This window comes from uncultured Sphingomonas sp., from assembly GCF_913774285.1.
Classification (GTDB): Bacteria; Pseudomonadota; Alphaproteobacteria; order Sphingomonadales; family Sphingomonadaceae; genus Sphingomonas.
Genome location: NZ_CAJYHX010000026.1, coordinates 1 through 13,862 on the forward strand (window position 1 = coordinate 1; position 13,862 = coordinate 13,862).

Consider the following 13,862-nt stretch of genomic DNA (forward strand, 5'->3'; position numbering starts at 1 on the left):
ATCTTGGGATCCCTCTCCCTCTCCACTCGCGCTCCCCTCCCGCTTGCGGGAGGGGTCGGGAGAGGGCCTGAATGTAGAAGCGAGACGCTATCCTCCCCTCCCCCAGCCCCTCCCGCAAGCGGGAGGGCAGCGCTGGCTGAGGCGAAGGGGCTTCAAGACGTCACACCAGCTGGCAGATATCCAGCACCTGCATGTCGGTGTAATCCTGGTTCTCGCCCGCCATCGCCCAGATAAAGGCATAGGCCTTGGTGCCCGCCCCCATATGGATCGACCAGGGCGGGCTGATCACCGCCTCTTCGTTGGCCATGACGATGTGGCGGGTGGCCTCGCCCTCGCCCATGAAGTGCATCACGCGATCCTTCTCCAGATCGTCGAGCTCGAAATAGAAATAGATCTCGCTGCGACGCTCATGGACGTGGGGCGGCATGGTGTTCCACACGCTGCCCGGCTTGAGCACGGTCAGCCCCATCACCAGCTGCGCGCTGTCGCATACGCCGGGGATAACCAGCTGGTAGATCGTCCGCTCGTTGGACTCGGCCAGGCTGCCGCGCTCCAGTGCATTGGCGTCCGCAATGCCGAGCTTCCGGGTAGTGAACGCCTTGTGCGCCGGGCACGACGCCAGATAGTAGCGCGCGCCCTCCCCTGCGAAGGTCACGTCCTTCGAGCCCATCGTCACGTACAGGCAGTCCTTGTTGCCCAGCGTGAAGACCTCGCCGTCGACGGTCACCGTGCCCTCGATCGCGCCGACATTGACGATCGCGAGTTCGCGCCGTTCGAGGAAGGGATGCCCGGCCGCCGAGGGCGGCTCGGACTGGTCGGGCAGCTTCACCGGGGCGCTGCCTACCTGCACCCCGCCGATCACGAAGCGATCGGCATGGGTGTAGTTGAGCACGCATTCGCCTTCCCGGAACAGGCCGGAGATCAGATAGCGGTCGCGCAGTTCCTCGTTCGACACGCAGTCCATCATGTCCGGGTGCGTGGCGTAATAGGTGCGGTCGAACATCGTCTGTCTCCCTCGCGCGGTGCTTATGCTACCGGTGTCTATCAGGCTCTATCCAGCTTGTAGGCCTTGCGAACAAGCCCGTTGGTGAGCTCGAACGCGAGTTCCGCCGCCTCCCAGTCGAGCAGCCGCCCCTCGGCGACCAGCTGCGCCAGGAAGCCGCAGTCGATCCGCCGCGCGACGTCGTGGCGCGCCGGGATCGAGAGGAAGGCGCGGGTGTCGTCGTTGAAGCCGACGGTGTTGTAGAAGCCCGCCGTCTCGGTCACCTGCTCGCGGAAGCGGCGCATGCCCTCGGGGCTGTCGTGGAACCACCAGGCGGGGCCCAGCTTGAGGCACGGATAATGGCCGGCGAGCGGCGCCAGCTCGCGCGCGTAGACCGTCTCATCGAGCGTGAAGAGGATGATCGACAGATCGGTCGAGGTGCCGAAGCGATCGAGCAGCGGCTTCAGGCCATGGACATAGTCCGTCGCCATCGGAATGTCGGCGCCCTTGTCGCGGCCATGGCTGGCGAACAGGCCGCCATTATGGTTGCGGAAGCTGCCCGGGTGGATCTGCATCACCATCCCGTCCTCGACGCTCATCGCCGCCATTTCGGTGAGCATCTGCGCGCGGAACAGCTCGGCATCGGCCGGAGTCCAGTCGCTGCCGAGGACACGCGCGAACAGCGCGGCGGCTTCGGCCTTGCTGAGGTTCGCCGTGCGCGCGGTCGGGTGGCCATGGTCGGTCGCGGTGGCACCGGCGGCGCGGAAGTCGGCGCGGCGCTTGGCGTGCGCGGCGAGATAGCCGTCCCAGCTGTACACGTCCTCGCCGGTCTTCTCGGCGAAGATCTTGAGCGCACCGTGGAACTGCTCATGCTCGACGTCGATCACCGCGTCCGGGCGGTAGGTCGTCACGACGCGGCCCGGCCAGCCCGAGGCCTGCACGGCGTGGTGCGCGGACAGATCGTCCTGTGGGCCCTCGGTGGTGGCGAGGAACTCGATGTTGAAGCGATCGAACAGCGCGCGCGGGCGGAAGTCGTCGCTCGCCAGCTTGGCGTTGATCGTGTCGTAGTAGAAATCCGCCGTCTCGCCGTCGAGCGCGACGTCGAAGCCGAACACCTCGCCGAACACATGCCCCAGCCACATCGCCGAGGGCGTGCCGCGGAACAGGTAGAGATGCTCGGCGAAGGTGCGCCACGCCGCGCGCGGATCGGTGGCGGGCATGCCCGCCTTGCTCGGCACGCACAGCGCGTCGAGCGACACGCCCTGCGAGTAGAGCGTGCGGTAGATATAATGGTCGGGCGAGAGCAGCAGCTCGGTCGCGTTCGACCAGTTGGCGTTGGTCGAGAACCAGCTCGCATCGGTATGGCCGTGCGGGCTGATGATCGGCAGCTCGGCCACTTCACGGTAGAGTTCGCGCGCGATTTCACGGGTGCGCCCCTCGGCCGGCAACAGCCGGTCGGGATCGAGCTTCAGCGGCTTGGCCATCGGGTACTCCGGAACGTTGGAAGTTGGATCAGGCGTCCATGTCGACACGGGCGAGCCGCGGCGACAGGAAATGCACGCAGGCGAGCGCGACGAAATAGGCGCTGCCGGCCACCGCGAAGAGCGGCCAGTAGCTGCCGATCCGCGCCAGCACTTCGCCGGCATAGAAGGACATCAGGATGCCGCCGACCGCGCCGACGGTGCCGCCGATGCCGATCACCGAACCCACCGCGCCGCGCGGGAACATGTCCGCCGGCAGCGCATAGAGGTTGGCGGAGAAGGCCTGGTGCGCCGCGGTCGCGATGCCGATCACAGCCACCGCCAGCCAGACGCTGCTCAGCGATTCCGCGAACAGCACCGGCAGCACCGCGAAGGCGCAGACCAGCATCGTCAGCTTGCGCGCGACATTGGCGCTATACCCTGCGCGCATCAGCCGCGAGGAGAGCCAGCCGCCGGCGACGCTCCCCATGTCGGACACGAGGTAGATCGCGGCGAGCGGCAGGCCGAAGGTCTTGAGGTCGAGCTGGTAGCGCTCGAACAGATAGCCGGGCAGCCAGAACAGGAAGAACCACCAGACGGGATCGATGAAGAACTTGCCGAGCGCATAGGCCCAGGTCTCGCGCTTCAGGAGCACCGAGCCGTAGCCGAGCTTCTGCACCTTGTCGGCGGGGTCCTGCTCGATCCAGGCGAGTTCCCCCTCGGTGACCTTGGGGTGCTCGCGTGGGGTGCGGTAGAGCATCCACCAGGCGATCAGCCAGACGAAGCTGACCACGCCGGTGATGACGAAGGCCGAGCGCCAGCCCCAGGCGATCACCATGTAGGGGATGACCAGCGGGGTGAGCACCGCGCCGATATTCGCGCCGGCATTGAACACGCCGATCGCGAAGGCGCGTTCCTTGGCCGGGAACCACTCGGTCACCGCCTTGATGCCCGCGGGGAAGTTGCCGGATTCGCCGATGCCCAGCGCGAAGCGGGCGATGGCGAACTGGGTGATGTTGTGGGCCGCACCGTGGAAGATGTGCGCCACCTGCCAGACGACGAAGGCGATGGTGTAGCCGACGCGCGCGCCGACCTGGTCGACGATCTTGCCGAACAGGATGTAGCCCACGGCATAGGCGAACTGGAACCAGATGATGACCCCGGCAAAGTCCTGCTCGGTCCAGTGCAGGTCGGCCATCAGCGTGGGCTTGAGGACGCCGATCATCTGGCGATCGATGTAATTGATGATGGTGGCCGCGAACAGCAGCCCGCAAATCACCCAGCGATACCGCCCCACCCGTTCCACGGCGCCACGTACCGCGGCTTCGCCCTTGCTCGCCATCAACTCTCCAATCCCACTCCGCCGTCCCGGAATCAGGCGATCCCGATCGAGCACTGCACGCACAGCGCCGGCCCGAACCGCGCCTCGACCTTCTGCCCCGGCCGAACCGGGTGGACGCCGGTGACAGCGCCGGTCGATAGCCACTGACCTGCCGCCAGGGGCAGCCCTTGGCTCGCGCGTTCGAACAGGAAGCGCACCGCTCCGATCGGTCCGTCGAGCATCGCGCTCGCAGTGCCGGTTCCAGCGACCTCCCCGTCAATCGTTAGCGACACCGGCCAGCGAAGGAAATCCTCCCTAGAAGATATACGGTATCCGATCAGGAGACCATTGTTGTTGCCGAAGTCGGAAATGGTGACGGCGGGGCCGTGCCGGTTGATGCCTGCGAAAGGTGAGCCGGCGATCTCGATGCCCACGCGCACTTCATCGATGTAGGGTAGCACCGCCTCGTTGGTCCAGGCGCGGTCGAAGCTCTCGGGGAGCGCACCGAGCCGGAGCAGATACTCCGCCTCCGCCGCGCCGAAGCCGCCACGGAACATGGGCATTTCGGGGGTATCGCCCGGTGCCGCCCACACCACGCTGTCGGCGAAGATCGGCCCCGACAGGCGATTGACGCCATGGCGCGCGACCAGCGCATCGGGCACGCGGCCCACCTTCCACCCCGCAATCGGCTTGTCGAACAGATCGATGGCCCGCGCCTGGATGGCATAGGCTGCGTCGAGCGTTTCCGGCATCGCCCCCGGATAGTCGGCGAAGCCCGTGCGCGCGCGGCGTGCGGCCACAAACGCTTCAGCGATTTGATCGACTGCCGCTTGCTCCGCCATCGCTCTGTTTCCCTGTCTCGTGCCGATCCGTCCGACAGGCAGTGCTGATACCGGTATCAAGGTGCGCGATCAACGACGCCGACCGCGCTCTTCGGGTTCAGGCGGCAGCGAGCAGCTCGCGTTCGAGCGCGGCATAGCGTTCGGCCTGGTCCAGGATCCCGAGCCGCTCGTAGAACATCGCCAGGTTGCCGGCCGCGAGGTAGCTGCCGCACCCGATCACCGACCCGTCGAGCAGCGGCTGCTCGCCGATCTCCAGGCAGCGCAGCCAAGCCCCCTCCACCACCGGCAACAGCTCGTCGATGGCGAGTTCCGGAGCATGGCTCGCCCATTCGAGATAGAGGTCCGCCACGGCGAAGTAGAAATCGGGCGATTTCGGCCAGGCGGTCTGCTCGGCGTCGACCAGCGCCAGCGCATCGTGGAGCCGGCCCGCTTCCTTCAGCGCGCGGATATTCGACAGCACCACGGCATGCCGATAGGTCGCGGCGGGCGGCGTCAGGCGATAGGCCGTCTGCAGCGGCTCGACCGCCGCCTCGGCTGCACCGCGAACGAGATGCTCGCGCCCCAGCTGGTACCAGAGGTAGCAATCCTCCGGCGCCTCGGCGAGTGCCGCTTGCAGCAGCGCGAGATTGCGGCCGTGCTTGGCGGCGAGCTGCGCTTCGGCATAGCCATCGTGCCCGATCCGCAACGCACACGGCACCAGCGGCAGCGGCGACACCGGCTGTTCATGGATCCGTCCGACATAGCGCACGCCACGCGGCAGGAGGCGCGGAAGGAAGCGCCGCGCGACACTGCTCGTTCCTTCGTTCCGCAGCTGTGGGCAGCCGATGAACGCCGCCGGTGCCGATTGTGCGGACGGCAGCGCCGCGGGCGACAGCGCCTCGAACCCGCCATCGAGCCATTCATCGGCATCGAGCACCAGGTTCCAGTCGGCATCCGAATGGTCGAGCGCGGCGTTGCGGGCCGCGGCAAAATCGTCGCACCAGGCGAAATTATGGACCGTCGCGCCGCAGCGCTCGGCGATCGCCACCGTCTCGTCCGTCGAGCCGGTGTCGAGCAGGATCATGCTGTCGACATGGGGACGCGCGCTTTCGAGCGCCCGCGCAATCGCACGCGCTTCGTTCCGGGCGATCATCACCAATGCCAGTCGTACCACGCGCACACCTTCCCCCGGCGCCGCCGCGGGCGCCTCGCTCCGCATTATAGGCGATGCGAGGCCAGGTGGGGCGGCGACGGACCGATCAGCACCTGATCCGGTTCCAAAGCCTGCCTTCGCGCCAGCAGGTTACCGAGCACATTTATGGCGCCGCGCCACCCCTGCATCGCGCGGGGATTCTATAATGGAGGACTTGCCACCGGTGCATCCAACGCCGGGGCGCGGGGGATTCTAGGGATGAAACAGTTACTCGCGCGCGTGCGCGTGCCCGTCAAAATCCTGGCGGTGATCGCCTTGATCAGCCTCGTGACGCTGGTCGTCAGTGCGATCAGCGCCAGCAGCCTCAATCGCGCCAATCGCGATTATTCCGAACTCACGCTGGGCAAGCTGCCCAGCACCGCCCACACCGCCCGGCTCAACCGCCTGCTCGAAGCGATGGCCTATGCCGGCTATCGCGCCGTCGCCTATGACGGCAACAGCGCGATGGCGCGGGAAACCCAGGGCGAGGAAAAGGACAATTACACCCAGGCCAAGGCGCTGCTCGGCCAGATCGAACAGGAAGACCCGTCCGCTAAGCCGGTGCTCGACGAGGTTCGCGCCAAGATCGAAACGCTGCAGGACAAGACCCAGGCCGCCATCCAGCTCGGCCTGCGCAACGAGGACGCAGCCGCGCTGGCGCTGCTGCGCGAGGTCGACCCCGACGTCCAGGCGATTTCGCAGCGCCTCTCCAGCTTCAACAATGAACGGGTGAAGGCCGCAGCCGAAACCTCGCGCAACCTGCAGGCGGCCGGCGAGTCGACCGTGTGGACGCTGGTCGTGATCAACGTGGTCTCGCTGCTGCTCGCCATGGGCACCGGCTATCTCGTCGCGCGTGTGGGCATCACCGATCCGCTCAACGCGCTGCAGGCTGCCATGCAGGCAGTCGCCGGCGGCGACCTCCGGCGCGCGGTGCCGGGCACCGATCGCGGCGACGAACTGGGCACCATGGCGCGCACCGTCGAGGTATTCCGCGAGAATGCGATCGGCCTGCAGTCGACCCAGCAGGCCAAGGCGGCGGCCGATGCCGAGCAGGCCCGCCTGCTCGAAGCGCTCGATAGCCGCCTCGATGCGCTGTCGCACGGCAACCTCACCGCCACGATCGATGTCGCGGTGGCGCCGGAATTCGAACCGGTAAAGTCCAACTTCAACCGCGCCGTCGCCAATCTGCGCGCGCTGATCGCCCAGGTGCTCGAAAGCGCCACGACGATCCGCACCGGGTCGAGCGAGATCGCGACCGCCTCCGAAGACCTGGCCAAGCGCACCGAAGCCAATGCCGCCAGCCTCGAGCAGACGGCTGCGGCCGTGACCCAGATGGACCAGCGGCTGAAGGCGACCGCCCGCGCCGCGGACACCACCGTCCAGCGCACCAACGGTGCGATACAGACCGTTAACGACGGTCGCGCGATCACCGACACCGCGGTGCAGGCGATGACCCGCGTCTCCGAAGGCGCCAAGGGCATCGACAGCGTGATCGAAGGCCTCGACAAGATCGCGTTCCAGACCCGCGTTCTCGCGATGAACGCCGCCGTCGAGGCCGGCCGTGCCGGCGAGGCCGGCCGCGGCTTCGCCGTGGTGGCCGACCTCGTCTCGCAGCTGGCGATGCGCTCGGAAGAGGAAGCCAGCCGCGCCCGAGACCAGCTGAGCGCGACGCAGAAGGACATTGTCGAGGCGGTGCAGACCGTCCAGCAGGTTGAAGGCGCGCTCGACACCATCTCCACCGCGACTGCCGAAGTCCACCAGCTGGTCAGCGCGATGGCCAGCGACAACCAGGCCCAGGCCACCGCGATCTCGCAGATCGCCGCGGCGGTGCAGACGATGGACCACAGCACCCAGCAGAACGCCGCGATGGTGGAGCAGACCTCCGCCGCCGCGCGCAATCTCAACGCCGAGGTCACCAGCCTCAGCGATTCCGCGCACCAGTTCGAGGTGGGCGGACAGCGTGCGGCACCGCCGCGGCAGGTGCAGCAAGCCCAGCCCAAGCGCGAGGCGCCCCGCAGCAACGGCGGTGGCTATGTCTCGCCGGTGAAGCCCCTCCCCGCCGCTTCTATGGCTGCGGCGGGCGCGGACGACTGGGCGAACTTCTAAGGGCCGTTCAGCGCCGCAAAAGAAAACGGCCGGGAGAGCAATCTCCCGGCCGTTTCCGTTTTCGCTCCGAAGCTCAGGCGGCGGCGAGGCGTGCCGCGCTCCGCGCCCGGCGGCGCAGCGAGGCGCCGACAAAGCCCACGCCCGCGATCATCAGGCCCCAGCTGGCCGGCTCGGGCACGCCGCTCGGGCCGAACACCGCGACCGGGGTTGCCGTGCCGATCGTCGCGCCGGCAAGGCCCGGGGTGCCGAGCGTGGTGCGGAATGCGGCCGCGGCCTCGTCGGTCAGCGTCAGCACCGAACCCGCGCCGAGGTTGAACAGCGAAAGGTTGTCGCCGAGGGTGAACCCATTGGCCGAGGCGCTGCCGCGGACGAGGCCGGCGGCGGTGTCGATCTCGAAATTGCCGATGCTGAGCGTGTTGCGGCCCAGCGAGAATTTCAGGCCCGAACCGGCATGGTCGATGATCGTCGCGCCGGTCGAATCATTCCGCGAGCCACCGGTGATGAGGAAGGCGGCAACGAGATCGTTGCCGATCTTGAAGGCGCTGGCGGTGCCGTAGGTCGAAACCTTGTAGCCGAGCGAATTGAACGTGCTGGTCGCGGTCAGATCGATGGCGGTCGCGCCGCCGATAACCGTAGCGGCCTGTGCCGCGACGGGGGTGAGCGACAGGCCCGCAACCAGGGCTGCCGCGCTCAAAGCGCCTTTAATCATCCGGAAATCTCCTGAACAGGGTACAACTCGCCAGGAACGGCCGCATGGATCATGCCCGCAACATGGCAGCCTCCGAACTGCAGGCTGACGCGGCAGTTCCGTCGATTTGTCGTGGCAAGCCATCAGCTTGGCTGAAAAATTAACCATTTGGCGGCGGGTCGACGGATTCCATCGACTATCTGCGCAGCTGCGAATGAATCTCAGCGATTGAGGCGGTGGAGCAGCTGCGCGCGCAACCGTCGCGCGGCCGTCATATCGATCGGCCCCAGCGGCCCGCGCGCCGCCTCCGGCAGGTGCTCCGCGGGCAGTTCGGGATCACCGAACACATAATAGTCGAACAGCGCCTTCCAGGCCTGTTTCTCGGGGGCCGGGCGGTCGCGCAAGCTGAGCAGCCCGTGGAGCAAGGTGAGCTGGGGCGTATCGAGCCAAGCCGGACTGGTGTTCCACCAATAATTTACCAGCACGTTGAACGGCGCCAGCGCCTCGACATGGTGCCACCACATGGCCGGATAGAAGAGGAGGTCGCCGGCTTCCATCTCGGCCACCTGCGCCGTCGCCATCGCCGACCGGAAACCGGGGTGGCGATCGAAATCGGGCGCGGCAAAATCGACCATGCTCACCACCTGCCCGCCCGGCGTCGGCTCGAGCGGGCCGGGATAGAGATTGGCGATCTGGTCGGGCGGAAACAGGGTGAAGCGGCGGCGACCCACCGCACACACCGCCAGATTGTGCGACATGTCGTAGTGGCAGGTGGCCGTGGTGCGGTTGCCGATCCAGATGCTCGCCAGATGCTGGGCGAACATGGGGTGATCCAGCACGAGATCGTTCTCGGCGCGGAAGCCCGGCAGATACTCGTCGAGATCGGTGGAGCCGACATAGACGCTAGGCGCGTCCGGATCCCCGATGGTGGTGCGCATCGCGTCGAGCAGCGGCGTCAGCGGCTCGCGGCGGCCGGTGAAGTTCAGCCCGGTGACGCTCTCGTCGTAGAAGAAGCGGCCCTGGATCTCCGGGGCGCCGCTGAACGTCACCACCGGGCGACCTGCGTCGAAGCGCTGCAGCAGGTCCATGGCCGCATCGGCAGAGACAAGGCCCGCGCGGACCAGCGGCCAGTCGGCGGCGATGCCCTTCAGGAGCACCGGCGCCTGATCGGCCATCAACTGGTCGAACGGGATCGCGTCGGGGGCGATGCCCTCGATCACCCGCACCGCGGGTGCCGTGCCCGCGAGGATGTTCACCGCGCCGCGCCGGCGTTCTTGCGCTCGATCAGCGCGCTGATGTTGCCGAGCGAAGCGGCGACCAGATAGGCGAGGCCCAGCACGTTGGCGCTGTGCAGCCGCTCGATCGCCTCCGGCGCCAGCGCCGCCAGCCGCTCCCGCGAGAGCATCTGGAACCCGTCGATCCGGTACCGCTGCTCGTCGTGGAGCGTCACCTCGATGACGTTGCGCTCGAGCAGATCGAATTCCTGGAACAGTGTATAAACCGGTGCGGCCGCACCGATGCCGCCATGAATCCGCCCCAGCACGCGCGAGACATGCTCCAGATAGCGGCTCGCGCCGCCCTGGGGCAGGAACAGGAGCTCGCCCGCCTCGGTGCCGACACGGGGATCGTCGAGGTCGACATGCACGGTCGGCCCTTCCTCGGCATCGGCCCCGTCCGCGGGAATGCCGATCGAGAAGGGCCCGCGCTGCTGGAGTGCGGGCACGTAGCGGCTGGTCCAGCGCGCGCCGTCGAAGAACAAGTTTTCGTCAAGGTCGAAACCGGTAAGCGCCACCGCCTGCAGCCCCTCGCCTTCCGCCTCGCGGAACAGGATCGGGAATTCGCGCTGCACCGCCTCGAACTCTGTGGGGAAGATCAGGATCTGATTGGCGGCATCGCCGAATTCCGCACCGTGGCGGAAGGCGACGCGCAGGTCCTGGTGAAGGACATTGTCCAGCGCGACCGGGTTCGTCATTCGAGTACATCCATCATTCCGGGCCTCGCGCCCGGTTCGGCAGGACCATGGCGCAAAGCCGCGGCCCCCTCAACCATCTGCCGCCTGCGCACATAAAGGAAAGGGCCGCTGCACGGGGCAGCGACCCTCCCTCTCCACTCGCGCGGATGCGCGGTAGCTCAGAACTTGAAGCGCACGCCTGCCAGGAAGCGGCGGTCGAGTTCTTGGGCGAACCACAGCTCGCTGATGTCGCGGGCATAGGTCCGCACGCTCGCCTTGGTCAGGTTGATGCCTTCCAGCGAGAGCGCGATCTGCGGCGTGATCTCGTAGCTCACGTTCATGTCGAGCTGACCGAAGGGCGCGGTGAACTCGGGGTTGCGCGAGCCCTGGCGGTTGATGCCCGACAGATACTTGTCGCGCCAGTTATAGGCGAGACGGGCCGAGATACCGTTCTTGTCGTAGATCAGCGTGGTGCTGAACGTGTCGCTCAGGCCGAGCAGCGCGAACTGGTCCTGGCCCGGATCGGCACCCAGGTTGAAGCCCACGTCGCCGCGCACCAGCGTGTACGCCGCCGCCACACCGAAGCCGGTGTTGCCGAGGAAGTACTGGCCGGCCAACTCGACGCCGTAGATCTCGGCATCCTTGTTGTTGATCGGCTGGGTCACCTGGAACTGGTACAGCGGATCGGCCGAGTTGCCACGGAGATCAAACTGGTTGTTGATCGCCTTGACGTAGTTGTCGTCGAGCGCGCGGGTCGAGGCGTTGTAGTTTGCCTGGAACTCGGTGGTCGCCGCCGCGACCGAGCCGCGATTGGCGATCAGCGACGACATGACGAACAGGTTCACGTCGCTGATGTCCGCACCCAGCCCGTTGAGCGCTGCCTTCGCCTGGCCCGACCGGCTGCCTGCCGCGCCCGAGCTCGGATCGCGCAGGCCGAACAGCGCCGAGGTGAACTGGCCGTTGCCGACGAAGTTGTGCACCCGCTTGTCGAAGAAGGCCACCGAGACGTAGCTGTCCGGCTTGAAATACCATTCGAACGACGCGTCGAAGTTATCCGAGATCAGCGGCGACAGGCGGGCGTTGCCGGTCGATGCGCTGGGGATACCGCCATTGTTGGTTGGGCGCGGCGGGCCGCCCACCGTGGTGGCGGTGAACAGGTTGTTGTAGTTCGGCCGCGCGATCGTCTTGCTGTACGACACGCGGGCGAGCAGGTTGCGCTTCAATTCGACCTGGAAGTCGATCTGCGGCAGGATGTTGTCGTAGCTGCCGGTCTGGTCGAGCGGGCTGGCGTTGTTGCCGACCACCACCGTGAAGTCGTTGTCCGAAACCCAGTCGATCGCGGTCGGGATCGACACGAGCGAGATCGAACGCGACTTGGTGTGCTCGTAGCGGACGCCAGCGACCAGGCGTGCCGGCGCACTGCCCACTTCGCCCTTCCAGGTCAGCTGGCCATAGGCCGCCCAGATGTCTTCCTTGACCCGGTTGTTGTTGTTGCCGGTGATGCCGACCGCGTTGCCGCGACCCGCATAATAGGACGACAGGATCGGGTAGAGCTTCGCGGCGTCGCCACGGAAGGCGATCTTCGAGTCCGGATCCGAGCCCGGATCATACTTGTCGAACTTGCACTCGAGGCAGAACGACTTGACGAGGCCCGGCGCCAGCCGCTGGACGTCGCCCGGATTGGCGATACCCCAGTCGCCCAGCGTCTGCTGGGTGCTGACGAAGGTCTGGCGCATGTCCGTCTTGCGGTAGTTGGCGCCGAACTCGAACTTGCTGTCGCCGCCGAGGTCCCAGCCGAAATCGGCACGGACTTCGCGAACCAGCTGCTCCTGGGTCGACTTGTTGGTACGGCCGATCTGGCTGCCGAACGAGGTCAGGTCGAGCGGGACCGAGCCGAGCGTGATGTCCTGCTTCGGAATGCCGGCACCGCTATAGTCGACCGAGTGCGCGGCGACGACGTTGGCGCCCATGCCGACCAGCGTCGAGCTGACGCCGTTCGGATTGTCCGGCAGGCTCGACGACTTGGAGATGTGGCCGTCGAGGCGCAGCGAGAGGTTGCTCGCCATCTGCCATTCGGCGTTGAGGCCGAAATCGGTGAGCTTGTTCTTCTGGGCGCGCGACTGCGCTTCGAAACCCTCGTCCTTGAAGCCGTTGATCGTCTCGTGGAGATAATTCGCGGTGGCTACCGTCGTGTTGCCGTCGAAATGCACTTCGTCGAACGGACGGCTGAACCAGTTGGACAGATCCGAACGGGTCTCGCGCTGGCGGTTCTGCGCGTAGAGCGCATCGGCGGTCAGCGTGAGGGCGTCGGTCGGCTTGAACTGCACCACGGCCTGGCCGTTGATGCGCTCGCGGCTGCCTTCGGCATAGTGGTAGCGGCTGTCATTGGGGATCGCGACCAGCTGGTTGGGATTGCTGGGCACGCCCTTGACGATCGTGCAGGTCGAGCTGAGCGTCGTCTGGCCGGCCGGGCACACCGTGTTGTTGCGGGTGAAGCCGCCGGTCACGAAGCTGCTGTACGGAACGATGTTCCAGTCGTTCGACGTCGCCGCGATCGAGGTGAAGTTACGCTTCTGGTAGCTGCCGAACAGCTCGACGCCGAAGCGCTGGTCCGCATCGCTCCAGCCGACCACGCCGGAGAATTCCGGGGTGACCTTCGCGCCGCAGTCCAGGCAGCCGTCGACGCTGGTGTCGTACACGGCCTTGGCGCCGACGCTGCCGTTGAAGCCCGGCTTGCTGCCGCTGTCGAGCGGACGGCGGGTGACGACGTTGATCGTCGCGCCGATGCCGCCCGACGGCACCGCAGCGCGGCCGGTCTTGTACACTTCGAGCGTGCGGACGCCTTCGGTCGCGAGGTTCGAGAAGTCGAACGAGCGGGTGGTGCCCTGCGCGCCGTCGGCATTTTGGTCGCCGCCCACCACCGAGATCGCCGCCGAGGCGAGCTGGCGGCCGTTCAGCGTCACGAGGTTGTACTGCGGGCCGAAGCCGCGCACCGTGACCTGCGAACCTTCACCGTTGGTGCGGTTGATCGACACGCCCGGAATGCGCTGGAGCGATTCCGCCAGGTTGGTATCCGGGAACTTGCCGATGTCTTCCGCCGAGATCGCGTCGACGATACCCGGTGCTTCGCGCTTGATCGCGATCGACCGTTCCAGCGAGGCGCGAATACCGGTGACGACGATTTCTTCGCCCTGCCCGCCCTCTTGCTGCGGCGCTGCCGTGGCAACGCTGTCGGTCTGTGCTTGTGCAATCGTTGGCAAGACCATGCAGGCAGCCACTGCCATCATGGAAGCCGAGCGCGACCATATAGTCGAACGCGATACGCTCTTCATGTCCCCTCC

At 66.7% G+C, this 13,862-nt stretch carries 10 protein-coding genes; 1 reads left to right on the forward strand and 9 read right to left on the reverse strand.

Annotated features, from left to right (window positions below; genetic code table 11):
• Positions 1 to 160: 160 nt before the first annotated feature.
• The 5 genes from kduI to QZ670_RS13005 form a co-directional block, all read right to left on the reverse strand.
• A complete protein-coding gene (gene kduI, locus QZ670_RS12985; RefSeq protein WP_294256065.1) occupies positions 161 to 1,003 on the reverse strand; it encodes a 5-dehydro-4-deoxy-D-glucuronate isomerase in 843 nt (280 codons plus the stop codon).
• A 41-nt stretch (positions 1,004 to 1,044) separates the two neighbouring features.
• On the reverse strand, positions 1,045 to 2,466 hold the full coding sequence (gene uxaC / locus QZ670_RS12990) for a glucuronate isomerase (protein WP_294256066.1): 1,422 nt from the start codon (positions 2,464 to 2,466) through the stop codon (positions 1,045 to 1,047).
• Positions 2,467 to 2,494: 28 nt separating this feature from the next.
• A complete protein-coding gene (locus tag QZ670_RS12995; protein ID WP_294256067.1) occupies positions 2,495 to 3,784 on the reverse strand; it encodes an MFS transporter in 1,290 nt (429 codons plus the stop codon).
• Positions 3,785 to 3,816: 32 nt separating this feature from the next.
• On the reverse strand, positions 3,817 to 4,605 hold the full coding sequence (locus QZ670_RS13000; RefSeq protein WP_294256071.1) for a 2-keto-4-pentenoate hydratase: 789 nt from the start codon (positions 4,603 to 4,605) through the stop codon (positions 3,817 to 3,819).
• Between the two features lie 97 nt (positions 4,606 to 4,702).
• Positions 4,703 to 5,758, reverse strand: coding sequence for a glycosyltransferase family 2 protein (locus QZ670_RS13005; protein ID WP_294256074.1), 1,056 nt, complete (start codon positions 5,756 to 5,758; stop codon positions 4,703 to 4,705).
• A gap of 237 nt (positions 5,759 to 5,995) precedes the next feature.
• Here QZ670_RS13005 and QZ670_RS13010 point away from each other — a divergent pair, with 237 nt between their 5' ends.
• On the forward strand, positions 5,996 to 7,882 hold the full coding sequence (locus tag QZ670_RS13010) for a methyl-accepting chemotaxis protein (RefSeq protein WP_294256077.1): 1,887 nt from the start codon (positions 5,996 to 5,998) through the stop codon (positions 7,880 to 7,882).
• A gap of 73 nt (positions 7,883 to 7,955) precedes the next feature.
• On the opposite strand, the gene QZ670_RS13015 is transcribed toward QZ670_RS13010, so the two are convergent.
• The 4 genes from QZ670_RS13015 to QZ670_RS13030 all read right to left on the reverse strand — a co-directional run bounded on the left by QZ670_RS13015 (position 7,956) and on the right by QZ670_RS13030 (position 13,853).
• Complete coding sequence (locus tag QZ670_RS13015) at positions 7,956 to 8,591, reverse strand: PEPxxWA-CTERM sorting domain-containing protein (RefSeq protein WP_294256080.1); 636 nt, start codon at positions 8,589 to 8,591, stop codon at positions 7,956 to 7,958.
• A 200-nt stretch (positions 8,592 to 8,791) separates the two neighbouring features.
• Positions 8,792 to 9,826 (reverse strand): cupin-like domain-containing protein, encoded by a 1,035-nt coding sequence (locus tag QZ670_RS13020; RefSeq protein WP_294256082.1) that lies wholly within the window; start codon positions 9,824 to 9,826, stop codon positions 8,792 to 8,794.
• Complete coding sequence (locus tag QZ670_RS13025) at positions 9,823 to 10,542, reverse strand: SapC family protein (RefSeq protein WP_294256084.1); 720 nt, start codon at positions 10,540 to 10,542, stop codon at positions 9,823 to 9,825. The genes QZ670_RS13020 and QZ670_RS13025 overlap by 4 nt, the downstream gene beginning before the upstream one ends.
• A gap of 158 nt (positions 10,543 to 10,700) precedes the next feature.
• Positions 10,701 to 13,853: a TonB-dependent receptor gene (locus QZ670_RS13030; RefSeq protein ID WP_294256088.1), complete on the reverse strand. Its 3,153-nt coding sequence runs from the start codon at positions 13,851 to 13,853 to the stop codon at positions 10,701 to 10,703.
• Positions 13,854 to 13,862: the final 9 nt, after the last annotated feature.

What these genes read in the sequence shown, in the direction of transcription:
- kduI (WP_294256065.1), bottom strand. Translation starts at nt 1,003, where the DNA reads ATGTTCGACCGCACCTATTACGCCACGCACCCGGACATGATGGACTGC.
- QZ670_RS13000 (WP_294256071.1), bottom strand. Translation starts at nt 4,605, where the DNA reads ATGGCGGAGCAAGCGGCAGTCGATCAAATCGCTGAAGCGTTTGTGGCC.
- QZ670_RS12995 (WP_294256067.1), bottom strand. Translation starts at nt 3,784, where the DNA reads ATGGCGAGCAAGGGCGAAGCCGCGGTACGTGGCGCCGTGGAACGGGTG.
- QZ670_RS13030 (WP_294256088.1), bottom strand. Translation starts at nt 13,853, where the DNA reads ATGAAGAGCGTATCGCGTTCGACTATATGGTCGCGCTCGGCTTCCATG.
- uxaC (WP_294256066.1), bottom strand. Translation starts at nt 2,466, where the DNA reads ATGGCCAAGCCGCTGAAGCTCGATCCCGACCGGCTGTTGCCGGCCGAG.
- QZ670_RS13015 (WP_294256080.1), bottom strand. Translation starts at nt 8,591, where the DNA reads ATGATTAAAGGCGCTTTGAGCGCGGCAGCCCTGGTTGCGGGCCTGTCG.
- QZ670_RS13010 (WP_294256077.1), top strand. Translation starts at nt 5,996, where the DNA reads ATGAAACAGTTACTCGCGCGCGTGCGCGTGCCCGTCAAAATCCTGGCG.
- QZ670_RS13025 (WP_294256084.1), bottom strand. Translation starts at nt 10,542, where the DNA reads ATGACGAACCCGGTCGCGCTGGACAATGTCCTTCACCAGGACCTGCGC.